The sequence below is a fragment of the Streptomonospora sediminis genome (genome assembly GCF_054778995.1).
This window is the reverse complement of record NZ_BAAGYZ010000043.1, coordinates 1-15,030: the sequence shown is the minus strand read 5'-3', so window position 1 is coordinate 15,030 and position 15,030 is coordinate 1. Positions and strand designations below refer to the sequence as shown.

13 protein-coding genes are annotated in these 15,030 nt (G+C 72.7%); 3 read left to right on the top strand and 10 right to left on the bottom strand.

Annotated elements, in window-relative coordinates:
- Positions 1–35: 35 nt before the first annotated feature.
- The 8 genes from ACYVD5_RS10905 to ACYVD5_RS10870 form a co-directional block, all read right to left on the bottom strand.
- Complete coding sequence (locus ACYVD5_RS10905) at positions 36–1,307, bottom strand: Gfo/Idh/MocA family protein (protein WP_461000856.1); 1,272 nt, start codon at positions 1,305–1,307, stop codon at positions 36–38.
- 109 nt (positions 1,308–1,416) lie between these two features.
- Complete coding sequence (locus tag ACYVD5_RS10900) at positions 1,417–2,484, bottom strand: ABC transporter permease (protein ID WP_461000855.1); 1,068 nt, start codon at positions 2,482–2,484, stop codon at positions 1,417–1,419.
- Positions 2,481–3,536, bottom strand: coding sequence for an ABC transporter permease (locus ACYVD5_RS10895; RefSeq protein ID WP_461000854.1), 1,056 nt, complete (start codon positions 3,534–3,536; stop codon positions 2,481–2,483). The genes ACYVD5_RS10900 and ACYVD5_RS10895 overlap by 4 nt, the downstream gene beginning before the upstream one ends.
- On the bottom strand, positions 3,533–5,335 hold the full coding sequence (locus ACYVD5_RS10890) for a sugar ABC transporter ATP-binding protein (RefSeq protein ID WP_461000853.1): 1,803 nt from the start codon (positions 5,333–5,335) through the stop codon (positions 3,533–3,535). The genes ACYVD5_RS10895 and ACYVD5_RS10890 overlap by 4 nt, the downstream gene beginning before the upstream one ends.
- A 72-nt stretch (positions 5,336–5,407) precedes the next feature.
- Positions 5,408–6,508: a substrate-binding domain-containing protein gene (locus ACYVD5_RS10885; RefSeq protein WP_461000852.1), complete on the bottom strand. Its 1,101-nt coding sequence runs from the start codon at positions 6,506–6,508 to the stop codon at positions 5,408–5,410.
- Positions 6,509–6,639: 131 nt separating this feature from the next.
- A complete protein-coding gene (locus ACYVD5_RS10880; protein WP_461000851.1) occupies positions 6,640–7,839 on the bottom strand; it encodes an ROK family transcriptional regulator in 1,200 nt (399 codons plus the stop codon).
- Positions 7,840–8,104: 265 nt separating this feature from the next.
- Positions 8,105–8,866 (bottom strand): YqjF family protein, encoded by a 762-nt coding sequence (locus ACYVD5_RS10875; RefSeq protein WP_461000850.1) that lies wholly within the window; start codon positions 8,864–8,866, stop codon positions 8,105–8,107.
- Positions 8,867–9,120: 254 nt separating this feature from the next.
- Positions 9,121–10,077 carry an MBL fold metallo-hydrolase gene (locus ACYVD5_RS10870; protein ID WP_461000849.1) on the bottom strand — a complete coding sequence of 319 codons (957 nt, stop codon included), beginning with the start codon at positions 10,075–10,077 and terminating at the stop codon, positions 9,121–9,123.
- A gap of 78 nt (positions 10,078–10,155) precedes the next feature.
- Here ACYVD5_RS10870 and ACYVD5_RS10865 point away from each other — a divergent pair, with 78 nt between their 5' ends.
- Entirely contained in the window at positions 10,156–10,872 is a 717-nt protein-coding gene (locus ACYVD5_RS10865; protein WP_461000848.1) for a TetR/AcrR family transcriptional regulator, read from the top strand.
- Positions 10,873–10,996: 124 nt separating this feature from the next.
- Here the strand turns inward: ACYVD5_RS10865 and ACYVD5_RS10860 are convergent, their stop codons facing one another.
- Complete coding sequence (locus tag ACYVD5_RS10860; protein ID WP_461000847.1) at positions 10,997–11,773, bottom strand: NPP1 family protein; 777 nt, start codon at positions 11,771–11,773, stop codon at positions 10,997–10,999.
- A gap of 530 nt (positions 11,774–12,303) precedes the next feature.
- Here ACYVD5_RS10860 and fdhA point away from each other — a divergent pair.
- The gene (gene fdhA, locus ACYVD5_RS10855; protein ID WP_461000846.1) at positions 12,304–13,524 is read left to right on the top strand and encodes a formaldehyde dehydrogenase, glutathione-independent; all 1,221 of its coding nucleotides are present in this window, start codon (positions 12,304–12,306) and stop codon (positions 13,522–13,524) included.
- 138 nt (positions 13,525–13,662) lie between these two features.
- Here fdhA and ACYVD5_RS10850 read toward each other — a convergent pair whose 3' ends face one another.
- Positions 13,663–14,496, bottom strand: a complete 834-nt coding sequence (locus tag ACYVD5_RS10850) for an enoyl-CoA hydratase/isomerase family protein (protein WP_461000845.1) — start codon at positions 14,494–14,496, stop codon at positions 13,663–13,665.
- 121 nt (positions 14,497–14,617) lie between these two features.
- Here ACYVD5_RS10850 and ACYVD5_RS10845 point away from each other — a divergent pair, with 121 nt between their 5' ends.
- A complete protein-coding gene (locus tag ACYVD5_RS10845) occupies positions 14,618–14,998 on the top strand; it encodes a winged helix-turn-helix transcriptional regulator (RefSeq protein WP_461000844.1) in 381 nt (126 codons plus the stop codon).
- The last annotated feature ends 32 nt before the right edge of the window (positions 14,999–15,030 follow it).

Sequence of the window (15,030 nt, the reverse complement as noted above, 5' to 3'; positions counted from 1 at the left end):
CGCGCGCGGCCGCCCCGAGCCGGCGCGCCCGGCCGCTACCGCCCCGACCGCCACGTGCCCTGGGCGACATCGGGCACGAACGCCCGCAGCCGCTCGGCCTGCGCCGGGTCGGTGAGGTCGATGCGCCGGCCCTCCTGCGCCGAAAGGTAGGCGGCCATGAGCAGCCGTGTCACCTGCAGGCCGTCGCCGAGGCCCTCGTCGGGGGCGCGCCCTTGCAGGAACCGGCTGGCCATGTGCCGGTTCTCCTCGGTGTAGCCGTAGGCGCCGGCCTCGTCCGGCAGCACCGGCATCAGCCCGCCCTCCGCGTTCTGCTTCTCGACCAGGTCCTCGCCGGCCCGCCCCGCGATCTCGCGGCTGAGGAACACCTTCGCCTCGGTGTCGAGGCTGTTGACCTGCATCGCGTACTCCGGACCCAGCAGCTCGAAGCTCAACCGCAGTCCCGCCCCGACATAGCTCCACGACGTGGTGCCCTCGCTGACGACCTCGTCGCCGTCGGCGTTGCGGAAGACGAAGGTGGCGCGCGCGTAGTCCTCCGCGGGCCGCGCCCGGTAGTCGACCTCGGAGCCGTAGCGGCGCTTCAGCTCGTCGGCGTAGCCCGGCCGCGTCCACTTCAGCGACGCGATGGTGGCGTCGACGCTCACCGGGGTCAGCCACTCCGATGCCGGGGTCTGCGGCGGGGTCAGCAGGTAGCGCCCCGCCTCCACGCTGTGGCACATCATGTCGTTGAGGACGCCGCCGCCCTGCTTGTCGCCCTGCCAGAACCACCCGTTGTGCGGCCCGCTGTGCTCCTCGGCGCACCGCGCCAGGTAGGGAGCGCCCGCGGTCGCCGCGCCGCGCGTCCACACCAGCTCGTGCGCGCGGGTCACCCCTGGGGCGAACACCTGGTTTTCCAGGTAGCCGTGCAGCAGCCCGGCGCTCTCCACCAGCCGCATGACCTCCTCGGCCTCGGCAACGGTGCGGCCCAGCGGTTTCTCCACTGCGATGCCCCGCAGCACCGCGCGGCCCGATGCGACCTCCTCGGCGACCGCGCGCACGGTTTCGACGCGCGCATGGTTGGGGGTGGTGATCCAGACCGCATCCACAGCGGGGTCGCGCACCATCTCGCGGACATCGCTGTAGGCGGCGGGATCACCGACCCGCAGCTCGCGAGCCAGGTCGCAGATCCGGTGCACCGCCGACTCGGTGCGCCCGCAGACCGCGGTCACGTCGGCGTCGCGCACGCCGCGGAATGCGCGGGTGTGGAAGTCGGCGATGAAGCCGCTGCCGACGATGCCGACTCCGAGCCGGTCGCTAGCCTGTGCTGTCACGTGGTCTCTCCAAATCCGTGGAAGGGTGCCGCGGTGCGGCCGCAGCCGGGTCCGCCGGGTCCGCGGCCCGGGTGTTGGCCGCCGGGGTGTCCCCGGCCGGATGCCGCGGTTACTGCCGCAGCCGTTTCTGCCTGCCGTAGGCGGTCAGGACGATGATCAGCACCACGCCGTAGATGATCTGGCGCGGCGCGTCGCCCCACTCGCCGCCGCCGATCTGCATGATCCGCAGCAGGGAGTCGAGCACGGTCAGCAGGATCGCGCCGATGACGGTGCCCAGATAGCCGCCGACCCCGCCGACCAGCGCAGTGCCGCCGATGACGGCCGCCGCCACGCTGTTGAGCATGTAGTCGGTGCCCAGGCTGGTGTAGACGTTCTGGGAGTAGCCGAGCAGCAGCAGCCCGCCCACCCCCGCGAACAGCGACGACAGCACGTAGGCGGCGAACTTGACCGCCCAGGTGTTGACGCCGGAAAGGTAGGCGGTGGTCGGGTTGGCGCCCACCGCATACAGCCGCCAGCCGAAGGAGCTGCGCCGCAGCAGCCAGACGACCAGCACCGAAAGCGCCGACCACAGCCACAGCACACCCGGGATCCCGGCGAAGGTGTCGCCCGAGACCAGGGTGCGCAGCAGCGGCGCCGCAGACCCCTCGGGCCGGCCGCCGGTGTAGAGCCGGATGAACCCGGCGACCACGGCGATCATGCCCAGCGTCATCACCAGCGGCGGCACCCGGAAGACCAGGACGCCCACCGCGTTGACCACGCCCACAACGCAGCACGCGCCCAGCGCGAACAGCACCGCGGTCAGCAGGCCGTCGTCGGATCCGCCCATGAACCGCGAGCCGACGATGGCGGCCAGCGTGGCGGTGGCGCCCACCGACAGGTCGATGCCCTCGCCGCCGGCGATGATGACGAGGGTCTGGCCGATCGAGATCACGCCGAGGAACGACGCCACCGTCATCAGCGTCAGGAACTGGTCCCAGCTCGCGAACGAGGGCGAGACGACCGCCGCCACCGCCCACAGCAGCACGGCGGCGGCTCCCGAAATCACCACCGGGTCGCGCAGCAGGCGGCGCAGGCGCGCCGCCCGCGCGGGACCGCCCAAGGGCCGGCCTGCGGTACCGGAACCGCCGGGGCCGCCGGATCCGCGCGGACTCCCAGGTTCGGCTGTGGAGACGTTCACCGCTTCCCTCCCGCAAAGGCCGGCCGCCGGGCGCCGCCGGGCCGGGCCGTCAGCAGCCCGGCCAGCGCGATGGCGGCGATGATGATGCAGCCGTAGACGAACTCCCGGGCGTCGGTGGGCACACCCGCGAAGAACACCAGGCTCTGGATCAGGGACAGCACGATTGCGCCGACAACGGCCCCGCCGACGCCGCCGAACCCGCCGCGCAGCCGCGTACCGCCGATGACCAGCGCCGCGATCGACCCGAGGGTCAGTTCGGTGCCCAGCGTCGGATCGCCCGCGCCGGAGTCGGCCAGCAGCGCGACACCGGCCAGCGCGGCCACTGCGCCGCCCGCCGCATACGAGAACACCCGTACCGCTGAGACCGGCACCGCCGAGGTGTAGGCGGCGTCGGCGTTGCCGCCCACCGCATAGAGGTACTGGCCGAACCGGTGCCGGCGCAGCAGCCGCCACGCCAGCCACAGGGCCAGCAGCAGCACCGCGGGGATGGGGACATAGACCGCCAGCACCATCCCGAAGGTCTCGGTGAGCACCGGCGCGGCGGTGCCGCCGGGCTGGGGCAGCACCAGCAGCGCCAGCCCGCCGAAAACCGAACTGGTGGCGAAGGTCGCCACGATGGGCTGCAGCCGCAGCCCGGCCACCACCAGGCCGTTGACCAGGCCGCAGGCGGCGCCGGTGGCCAGGCCCGCGGCAAGCGCCAGCGGCAGCTTGGCGTTGTCGCCGTCCATCAGCACCACCGAAACCGCCGAGGCCAGTGTCACGACCGTGCCGATGGACAGGTCGATTCCGCCGGCCAGGACGATGATGGTCTGCGCGGCGGCGATGGTGGCCAGCGGCAGGAAGGTGGCGAATCCGGCGCTGAGCGAGTAGGGGGAGAAGAAGTCGGGCTGCAGCACCGCCGACGCCGCAACGGTGGCCACCAGCAGCGCGGCGACGGCCACGGTGGGCATGCGTGCGGAAAGCAGCGCCTGCCCGGCCCGGGCGGCCGGCCCCGGCCCGTGGGCCGCCCCGGGCCCTTCAGCGGGGGAGCGGGTTGTCGTGGGCGTGCTCATCGCCTTCCTCGGTTCGGGTTCGGTATCGGCCCGTCGGCGTTGGCGCCGGGATCGGCGGTCGCGCCGGTTCCGGCGGCGCCCGCGGCCGCGGGTCCCGCTTCGGGCCCGGGCGCGGGCTGCGGCTCCGGGGCCGGGGCCTGTTCCGGCGGTGCGCCGTTGCCGCCGTTGATGTGCATCGCGCTCGCGATGAGGGTGTCCTCGGTGAGCCGCTCGCCGGCGACCTCGTCGACCACCCGCCCTTCGAACAGGACCAGCACCCGGTCGCAGACCTCCACCAGTTCGCGGTCGTCGCTTGCGCCCAGCACCACCGCCGCACCGGCCGCCGCCAGTTCGGCCACCACCGCGAACATCTCCGCCTTGGCGCCCACGTCGATCCCCTTGGCGGGGTCGTCCATCAGCACCACAGCGGGTTCGGTGGGAAACCACTTGCCCACGACGATCTTCTGCTGGTTGCCGCCGGAGAGCGTGGACACCGGATCGTCCAGCGAGCCGTAGCGGGTGCCGATGCGCTCGGCGACGGCGCGCGCCGCCGCGGCCTCGCGGCGCTTGGACAGCGCCGTACCGAACGCGGCACGCCGGCCCACCGACGGCAGCGCGAAGTTCTCCAGGATGGGCCGGCCCAGCGCGAGGCCCTGTGCGCCCCGGTTGCCCGGCACGTAGGCGAAGCCCGCGCGCACCGCCTGCTTGGGTGAGCGGGGCCGGACCGCGCGCCCGTTGATCCGCACGCTGCCGCCGGTGCGGCGGTGCGCGCCGAACAGGGTGGCCAGCAGCTCCGACTGTCCCTGGCCCTGCAGCCCGCCCAGGCCCAGCACCTCGCCGGGGCGGACCTCGAAGGACACTTGGTCGAGCCGATCGCCGGCCAGTCCGCTGACTTCCAGCAGCGGCGGGGCGGCGGCCCCGGCCGGCTCAGCCGGCTCAGCCGGCTCGGCCGAAACGTCCGCAGTGCCGCCCCCGCTGCCCGCGCCGTCGCCGCCGGCTGCGGACCCGGTGCGGTCGAGCGGCGCCGCCCGTCCTGTAACGGCGCCGCCCGCCGCACCGCCCGGGTGCGCGGCGGACGGCACCGAACCATCGGACATCAACTCCACCAGCTCCCGCTCGGGGGTCTGTGCGACCGTCACCGTGGTGACATCGCGGCCGTTGCGCATGATCGTCGCGCGGTCGCACACCGCGCGGATCTCGGCCAGCCGGTGGGTGATGAACAGGATGAGCACGCCCCGCTCGCGCAGTTCGGCGATCACGTCGAACAACACCCGCACCTGGGCACGGCGCAGTGAGGCGGTCGCCTCGTCCAGCACCAGCACCCGCGGGTCGCGCACCAGCGCCTTGCAGATCTCCACGACCTGGCGCTCCCCGGGATCGAGGTCGCCGGCCCGCTCGCCGGCGGGCACCCGGCCGCCGAACGCCGGCGCGAAACGCTCCAGCCACGGCAGGGCGCGGGCCCGGGCCGCGCGGCGGTCGCGCAGGCCGAACCGTGTCGGCTCCACACCCAGCAGCAGGTTGTCCAGGACCGTGAAGTCCTCGATCAGCGACAGCTCCTGGTACACGGCGCTGACCCCGGCGGCCAGCGTGTCGCGCGGGCCGCGCGGGCGCAGCCGGCGGTCTTCCAGCAGCACCTCGCCGGAGTCGGGCGCCACCACACCGGTCAGCACCTTCAGCAGCGTCGACTTGCCCGAGCCGTTGGGCCCCAGTACGGCGTGCACGCTGCCGGCCGCGGCGCCGAAGTCGGCACCCGCCAGGGCGGTGACACCGCCGTAGCGCTTGTGCACCCCGCTCATCCGCAGAAACGGCGGTGTGTCCACAGCTTTCTCCCTGTTTCTTCCGGCTGCTGGCCGCCCGCCCGGGACCGGGCGGGGCCCGGCCCCGGTGCGGGGCTACTTGAAGTAGCCGTCGGCTTCCTCGGGGGTGATGCTGTGGTCGAGGGCGTAGGCGTCGGCCCTGTCCTCGACCTCGGCGAAGCGCTCGTCGAAGTTGTCGTCGGTGACGGTCTCGGGGATCGGCAGGTGCAGCGTGTTGCCGTCCTCGATCGAGCCGTCGGCGAACTCCTGGCCCTGCAGCATGCGCACCGCCACGTGCAGCGCCGAAACCGAAACGGAGGGCGGGTTGGGCACGCCGATGCTGGAGAAGTCCTCATCGGACCCGCGCAGCTTGTCCCACTCCTTCATGTAGCCCACCCGGGCCTCGCCGGTGATGGCGACCTCGCCGGCCAGGTCCTCGGCCTGCAGCGCCTGCATGGCGCCCAGGGCCATGCCGTCCTGGACGAAGACGCCGTCCACGTCGGGGTTGCTGGCCAGCAGGTCGCGGGTGACGGTGCGGCCCTTGCTCTGGTCCCACTCGGCATAGTCGTTCGCGACGACCTCGACACCCGCCTCGTCGAACACGTCCTTGGCGCCCGACCAGCGGGCCTCGTTGGCCGGGTGGCCGTCGATGCCGTTGACCGCCACGATCCGGCCGCCGTTGCCGACCTCGCCGGCCAGCCACTCCGCCGAGATCGACGCCCATTCGGCCTGGTCGATGACCACGTTGGTGACGTGTTCGGACTCCACCGCCTGGTCGATGGCCACGATCTCGATGCCCTGTTCGGCCGCCTCGGCAAAGACCTGGTCCAGCGCGGTGGGGGAGTTGGGGTTGACGATGATCGCGTCCACGTCGGAGCGGATCAGGTTGCGGATCTGCTGGATCTGGCCGTTGACGTCGACGTCGGCGCTTTCGATCACGAGCTCGTCGACGGTGCCGTCGGACTTGTAGTCGGCGAAGGAGTCCTCCAGGACGGAGAGCATCTGCTCCCGCCACTCGCTGCCGATGAAGCCGTTGCTGACACCGATGGTGAAGGGGCCCTCGGCCTCGCCATCACCGTCGCCGTTGCCGCCGCCGGCTTGGGGGGTGCTGCACGCGGTCGCGGCGAGCACGATGCCCGCTGCGGCGAACGCGCCGAGGGCGTGGGGGCCGAAGCGCCGACGCGGATTCCAACCCATGGTGGGCCTCCAGGTGCCTGAAATGCGGAAAAGGGGGATCGGGATCGGGGGATGGGAACGGGGATGGGGATGGTGGGGCGGGGTGGACGGGGAGGCGGGGACGGACGGGAACCGTCGTGGGCGCGCGGTTGCTACCGCGCCGCCGCGGGGGCGCCGCCCGCCTGCGCGGCGGCCAGCGCCCGGTCGATCTGCCCGGGTGCGAGCACGTGGTCGATGGCCAGGCGGCCGGCGCCCAACGCGCCCCCCGCCTCGCCGGTTCCGGTGGGGACGACGCTGAGCCGGTGGGTGGCCAGCGGCAGCGAGCGCCGGTAGATGACCTCGCGGACCCCCGCCAGCAGCGGTTCGTGCGCGGCGGCCAGCACACCGCCCACGACGATCGCCTCGGGGTTGAAGAAGTTGACGAGCCCGGCCAGCACGTCGCCGATGCAGCGCCCGGCCTCGCGCACCAGCCGCACCGCCAGCGGATCGCCGCTGTTGACCAGGTCGGCGACCGCCCGCCCGTCGGCCGCGGGCACCCCCGCCTCGCGCAGCTTCGCCGCCAGCGCAGCGCCCCCGGCCACCGCTTCCAGGCAACCGGTGTTGCCGCAGCGGCACTGCGCGGCGCCGGCGCCGGGCACCCGGATATGGCCGATGTCGCCGGCGCTGCCCTGGGCGCCGCGGTGCAGCCGGCCCCCGGCGATGATGCCGCAGCCGATCCCGGTGCCGACCTTGACGAACAGCAGGTTGTCGGCGCCGTCGCCTGCGTCGGAGCGGCCGTGGCGGACCTCGCCGAGCGCGAGGGCGTTGACGTCGTTGTCGACCAGTACTTCGAGCGGATAGCGCGACGTGAAGTAGGCGGGGACGGGGTACTCGTGCCAGCCGGGCATGATCGGCGGGTTGACCGGCCGCCCGGTGGCGAACTCGACGGGCCCGGGAACGCCGATGCCGATCGCCTTGACCGCGGTCAGCGGCCGGCCCGCCTGGCCCAGCAGTTCGTGCATGCGGTCGTCGATGTGGCACAGCACCGGCTCGGGGCCCTCGGTGATGTGCAGCGGGGATTCCTGGTCGGCCAGCAGGGCGCCGCCGATGTCCATCAGCGCGACCCGGCAGTGGGTGGCGCCCAGGTCGACGCCGAGCACGCAGTTGTGCTCGGTGTTGAGCCGCAGTACCCGCGGCGGGCGCCCGCCGGTCGAGGTGCCGCTGTCGCGCTCCTCGACGATCCCGTGGGCGATGAGGGTGTCGACGCGCTGGGCGACGGTCGACCGCGCCATACCGGTGAGCCGGGCCAGTTCGGCCCGGGTGTCGGCAGCTCCCCGGCTGATGAGGCCGAGGACATCGCCCGGAGAGTTCACGGAGGTGCTCCTGCTGGTCGGTCGTGCGCGGGGGCTGGTGGACGCGGTTCGGCGCGGCGGTCGCCGCTGTGACCCAGAACACGAAGCTACGCACGCTTGTGACGACCGTCAATACCCCTTTGAACGAAAATCGATAGAAGTAAGCGTAGTTCGCCCGCCCGGCAGGCTTTCGGGGCGGTGATTACGGCGAAAGGCCCCGGAGTCCAGCGCTCGGTTCGGGCCTTGCCCCACGACCGCCGGTGGCGGCGGGCGACTCACCGCGGGTTCAGGCGTGCGGGCGGCGCGGCGGGTAGAACAGCGAGGTGGTGCCGGGCGACCACAGCACCGACACCGGGGCGGGGCCGGTGCCGTGCACACCGGCGGCGGCGAGCAGGTTGCCCTCGTAGGCGAGCAGTTCGGCGCGGTGCAGCGGCCACGGCGGGTGCGCCACCGGGATCCAGCGGGTCGCCCCCAGGTATGCGGTGTGCAGGCCCCAACGGGCCGTGAGGAACCGCTGCAGCGGAGTCGGCTCGGCGATCGGCTCGCCCGGGGCGATGTGCCACCGGCCGGCGGCGGGCGGCCCGGGCAGGCGCCGGCGCACCGCCCCCGCCGCGCCGGCGGGGCCGGTGCGCAGCGACACATCGGACCAGATGTAGGGCACCCCGGTCAGCGCGCGGGCCGCCACCACGCTCGGCAGCGCGTCGGCGTCCATGGTCGCGAACACCACGCCGCGGCGGCCGTGCCGGTCGACGGAGTAGAACCGCACGTTGGCCTCGTTGAACGCGCCGGTGGGCACGAATTTGAAGGCGCGCGGGGCCTCGACGCGGAAGGCGACAAGCCCGACATAGGTGCACCCGTCCCACACGTCGGGCCACGTGCCCGGCGGCAGCAGCGGCGCCACCTGCTCGGGGGCGGCGGCCCAGTGCACGAACACCACGTCGCGCCAGTGCTGGAGCAGCGGCGCCGGACCGGGATATGCGGGAGCCGCTGCCGGCGGCGGCAGGTCGCTCGGCGGCGGGGTGTGCGGCGGCGGAGGAGGCACGGACACTGCCCTCCTTCAGGCCGGCGGACGGTGCCGGCGGGGCGGGGTCGGGCCGCTCACCCTACCGAGCCGCCCGGGCACCCGCGCCCGGACCCGCGGGCACCCGCGCCCCGTCGAGCGCACGGAACGGGGTACCGGCTCGCGGCCGGGACGGCCGGGGAGGCCGCCCGCACAGCCGGCCGCCGCCACCGCGAACGGGTCGCCGGTGCGCGAGCCCGTATCCGCGGTGGCCGGGGGCCCGGCCGACGGGGCGGCCCGGTTCAGCCGCCGAAAGTACTGGAAGCAGCTGCGTAGAAGGCGCCGACCGCCGAAGTGATCCATTCGGGGCGTTCCCAGGTGCTCCAGCGCTTGCGCGCGTCCTTGTCGACCGCTGCCGCGGCCTCCTCGGCGGAGGCGCCGGCGGCCTGCAGGCGGTGGACCTCGTCGCGGACGTGGGCGAGGTAGTCGCGGACGTCGCCGATCAGTGCGGGGCCGGCGACCTCGCCGTGGCCGGGGACGACCACCTCCGGACGCAGCGCGGCGAGCTGGTCGAGTACGCCGATCCAGCGCACCGGATCGACGTCGGTGTCGTGCGGTGGGAAGTAGGGGGCGATCGGGAAGATGCGCGTCTCCAGCAGGTCACCGCCGAACAGCACCCGGTCGTCGACGAGCACGACCTGGTCGGAGCCGGTGTGCGCCGGACCGACGGGGCGCAGCAGGGCGGTGCGGCCGCCGAGGTCGAGTTCGGCGGCACCGTCGTAGACCAGGTCGGGGCCGATGAGCCGGGTGCCGTCGAGTTCGGCGGCGGCGCCCGGTGCCATACCGCGGAACATGTCGAGGTAGGCGGTGCCCTTGCGGCGCAGCTCCTCGCGCTGGGCGCGGTTGTAGAGGATCGTCGCTGCGCCCTGGAAGGACTGCGCGCCGAAGCCGTGCTCGGGGTGGAAGTGCGTGAGGGTCAGGTACAGGCGCCGATCGCCGGCCAGGCGCCGGGCCTGCTCCAGGACGTAGGCGCCGTTGCGCGGGCCCAGGCCGGTATCGACGACCAGGGCGGCGTCCTCGCCCACCACCACGCCGATGTTGGGCACGAGTTCCACCCGCCCGTCGGGGATCACGTGGACGCCGTCGGCGACTTCGACCGGCTCACCGCGTACGACCGGCGCCGGCTCGGTGCTGATGTCCGGCGCGCCGTAGGGCCCCGGTTGCCGGTCCTGTGTTCCCTGCGTTGCGGAGGCGCACATCGCCACTCCAATCTAATCACTGTTCAGATCGTTGGAGCCGACAGTACCCGATAATCTGAGCGCCGTTAAGATGGTGGGATGGCTGCCGGGCGATACCACCACGGAGAACTGCGCAATGCACTGCTGGACGCCGCCGAGGAGCTGGTGCGCGAACGGGGCGGCGCGGAGTGGTCGCTGCGTGAGGCCTCCGTGCGGGTCGGCGTCAGCCCGAGCGCGGCCTACCACCACTTCGCCTCGCGCCAGGCGCTGGTGGCCGCGCTGGCCGTACGTATCGTTGCCCGGCTCGGGCAGCGGATGGGCGAGGCCGCCGAACGGGCCACCGGGCCCGGTGCCGAGGCCCAAGCCGGCCTGATCGCGGCCGGGTGCGCCTATGCGGCCTGGGCCCTGGAGGATCCGGCCGTGGCCCGTCTCGCCTTCGCCAACCCGCCCCGCGATCCCCGGGTCGAGATCTCGCCGCACCCCCACGACGTACTCGACGCCCAGCTCGACCGGCTCGCCGCCACCGGAGCGCTTGACCCGGAGTCCCGCCGCGGAGCCGAGTACGCGGTGTGGGCGGCCGTGCACGGCCTGGCCGGCCTGCTCACCGACGGGCTGCTGGTTTTCGACGGCCCCGAGGCCGCCGGCCGGTACGCGGAACGCCTTGTGCGGGCCGTCGTCACCGGCCTGCTGCACGAGGCCCCGCCGCCCCAGGGGCCGGACCGGTCGGCCGCCCGCACGGCCCACACCCAGCGCCGCGCCCGGCAGCACTCCGCCGCCGCACCCGCAACCGGCAACTCGACTCCCGACCCGTCCTGAAGGCGACCGCCCGGGCCCGCGGGCACCCGCGCCCATCGGGCGGACGGCTGCGCGCCGGCGCCCGCCGGGTTCGGCCGGCGGGCACCGGCGCGGCACGAACGGGCGCTACCGGTCGGGCATCCGGCTAGGCGTAGGCGTCGAAGGCGATCCCGGCGGGCTTGGCCTTGTTCAGGTCGTCCTCGAAGATCCCGTCCTTGAGGGCCAGCGTGGCGCTGCCGAAGTCGGCCGCGACCAGCTTGTCGCGGACCCCCGGCGGGAAGTTGTGCCAGCTCACGAGGTCGGGATACTGCCACACGCCGTAGTGGTTCTCCGGCGGGTCGTCGTGGTCGGCGGCGAAGCGGAACGCGTGGGTGCCCGCGCCGTCCTTGTGGTAGACGATCTTGGCGTGGGTGCCCTCCCAGCGGAGCTCGGAGGCGGCACGGGTGTCGTAGTTGCCGTGGGCCGACGCCGAGACGTACCGCGCCTGGTCGTCCTTGACCCAGACGATGACGTGTTCGAGGTCGTGGCGGTGCCCGCAGCAGCCGTGGACGGTCTGGTCCTTCTCGAAGTACAGCGCGTACATGTAGGCGCACCAGCCGCTTGGGTCGCACTTGGCGCGCGCGTAGGAGTTGGTGTTGTCCAGGTCCCACTGGTCGCGGCAGCTGCCGTTGAGGGCGCCGGAGGTCTTGAGACCGCCGGCGATCGTGCCGTCGGGGCCGATGGCGGGCGTGGGGTAGCAGCCGTCGGTGTCGTAGTCGAAGGCGGGCTGCCACTTGCCGTCGGGGGCGGCGACGCTTGCGGGCAGCGCCGCGGGCGGGTCGGCAAAGGCCGGCGAGGCGGGCAGGGCAAGGGCCAGGGCCAACCCTGCCGCGCAGGCGAGGGCGCGCAGGGCCCGCCGTCCGCCGGTGCTCACAATGTTCATATCTGCGGGGACTCCCGATCTGCGTCGGTGTGCGCTTTGCGGTTTTCCGGAGCGGGGCACCGGGAGGGGTTTCCCATTCGCGCCCCGGGTTTTTGTCGTCTCGCTGGTCGGCGTTAGGGGATTTGCCGGTGCCGGAAAAATTGCTGCGGGGGGATCGCGTCCGCGATGGCGGAATTACGGTAACCACCCCCCATTGGTTACAGCAAGGGGTTGTGCGGTTGCTTTCCGTGGCATTTTTCGGCGCGTCTTCTGGATTTCATGAACAGGCTTGCTTTCCGGTGTGCGGCAGCGGGGGAGTGCGCGCCGTTCCGCGGGGAATCAGGGCAGGTCGGCGACCTTTTTCGGATGCCGGAAAACCCGCGGCCGGATGGAAAGTCCGGCCCGGACCGGCCGGACCGCCCGGCCGGAGCAGCCGGTGGCCCGGGAGGCGCCCGGCGGATCGGCGAGCGTGTGCGACATCGAGCCGGGTCCGGCTGGGTACGATCCTGGCGACCGCAATGTGACAGAGATCATGAATTGGGTGGGGAGTCATGGCTGAGAACAGAGGGGTCGCCTACGCGGGACCCGGCCGGGTGGAGGTCGTCGACACCGACTATCCCGAGTTCGTCCTCAAGGACGGCCCCGGCGTGAACCCGGCGAACGTGGGCCGCCAGGTGCACCACGGTGTCATCCTCAAGGTCGTCGCATCCAACATCTGCGGCAGCGACCAGCACATGGTGCGCGGCCGCACCACCGCGCCGGCCGGGCTGGTCCTCGGCCACGAGATCACCGGCGAAGTCGTCGAGAAGGGCCGCGACGTCGAGTTCCTCGATGTCGGCGACCTCGTGTCGGTGCCGTTCAACATCGCCTGCGGGCGCTGCGCCAACTGCAAGGCCCGGCGCACCGGCATCTGCCTCAACGTCAACCCCGACCGCCCGGGCTCGGCATACGGATACGTCGACATGGGCGGCTGGGTGGGCGGCCAGGCGCGCTACGTACTGGTTCCCTACGCCGACTTCAACGCGCTGCGTTTCCCCGACAAGCAGCAGGCCATGGAGAAGATCCTGGAGCTGACCATGCTCAGCGACATCTTCCCCACGGGTTTCCACGGCTGCGTCACGGCCGGGGTGGGGGTGGGCTCCACGGTCTACATCGCCGGAGCCGGACCGGTCGGGTTGGCCGCCGCCGCCTCGGCGCAGCTGCTCGGCGCCGCCGCGGTGATCGTCGCCGACATGAACGAGGAGCGCCTCGGCCAAGCGCGCGCCTTCGGCTGCGAGACGGTCGACGTATCGCGGACCGACCCGCGCGACGGCATCGAGCGGATCCTGGGGGTGCCCGAGGTCGACGCCGGTGTCGACGCGGTGGGTTTCGAGGCGCGCGGCCACGGCTCGGCGGCGACCGAGGAAGCGCCGGCGAGCGTGCTGAACACGATGATGGACGTCACCGCCGCGGGCGGGTCGCTGGGCATCCCCGGCCTTTATGTCACCGGCGACCCCGGCGCCGCCGACGAGGCGGCCAAGGAAGGGGCGCTGTCCATCCGCATCGGGCTGGGCTGGGCGAAGTCGCACGCGTTCTTCACCGGCCAGTGCCCGGTGATGAAGTACCACCGCCAACTGATGATGGCGATCCTGTACGACCGGGTGCGCATCGCCGAGGCGGTCAACGCCACCCCCATCGGCCTGGAGGACGCCCCGCGCGGCTACCAGGAGTTCGACAAGGGCGCGGCCCGCAAGTACGTGCTCGACCCGCACGGCCTGCTGGGCACCGGCTGAGCAGGCGGCCCGAGGCGGAGGCACCGGCGGGGAACAGGCGGGGGCGCGCGGTCACCGACCCTGCAGAAATGCCCGGAATTCAACGCTGGGACCGGCATTTCCGCATGATCATCAATGGGAAACCGGCATAAACAGGACTTAGCCGGCCACGCCCCGGAGCAGGCCCTCCAGGTCGTGCTCGCCGTCGGGAGTCTGGGCGCCGCGGTCCAGGCCGCCGCGGATCAGGTTCGCCGCCGCGGGCCGGGCGATCTGGCCCGCCCAAGCGCCGTGTTCCCGCAGGAGCCCTGCGGCCAGGTCCTGCGGAACTATGGCGCGCTTTGCGGCCGCGGCCACGCCCTCGGGCAGGGCTGCGATGTTGCGGGCGAGGCGGTCGACCGTGCCGTCGAGTTCGTCGGCCGCCACGGCCCGGTTGACCCAGCCGTAGCGCTCTGCGGTCTCGGCGTCGTACAGTTCAGCACCCAGTACAGCCTCCAGCGCACGGTTGCGGCCGATCCGCTCGGCCAGATACTGGGTGCCTCCGCCACCGGGGATGATGCCCATGAGGGCTTCGATCTGGCCGATGCCGGCGCGGCCGATGGCCGCGAACACCATGTCCGCTGCGGCGGCGAATTCGGCCCCTCCGCCCCGCGCCAGCCCCGCGAGCTTGACGATGGTCGCCTGCGGCTGGTGCCGCAGCATCTCCCCCAGGGCCTGGAAGACGTTGACGCCCTCGGGCAGGTCGGCCGCGAATCTGTCGAAGGCGTCCGGCTCGTCAACGAGCGACATGTCCACGTGGGCGATGAAGAACTCGGGGTTGGCGCTGTCGAACACGATGACCCGGACCCGGTCGTCGTTTCGCAACCGCGTCAGCACGCTGCGGAGGTCGGCCATCAGGGCGGCGTCCAAGACGTTGACGGGCGGGTTGTCGATGGTGATCCGGGCGATCCCGGCCTCGCGGACCACCCGCAGTGTCGCGTAGGCGTCATGGTTCATGGCGTTTCCGATCAGTATCTCGATTGCATCTAGGTTCCTGACGCATACTGATACTGGGACGGCGGGCAACCGGCGTCAATAACGCACTTTCGGCATCCCAAGGATCGCGGAGGATACCGGTATGACCACTACCGACACCGGCGACGCCGGTACCGTCTACCGGGCGGACTGCCCTAGCCGCCCGATCCTCGACCAGATCGCCGACAAGTGGTCGATGATGGTGCTGGCGGTCCTCGACGAGCCGCGGCGGTTCAATGAGATCAAGCGCCGCCTTGAGGGTGTGACCCAACGCGTGCTGACCCACACCCTGCGCCGCCTGGAGCGCAACGGCATGATCGTGCGCCGCGTGCTGCCGACCTCGCCGGTCGGGGTCGAGTACTCCCGCACGCCGCTCGGTGAGTCGCTGCAGGAGCCCTTCGGCCGGTTGTACGACTGGACGGTCGACCACGCCGACGAGATCCGCAGGCACCAGAGTGAGTACGACCAGCGCATACGGGAGTGAACACGCGCAGGCCGCCGCCGGCCGGGGCGGCC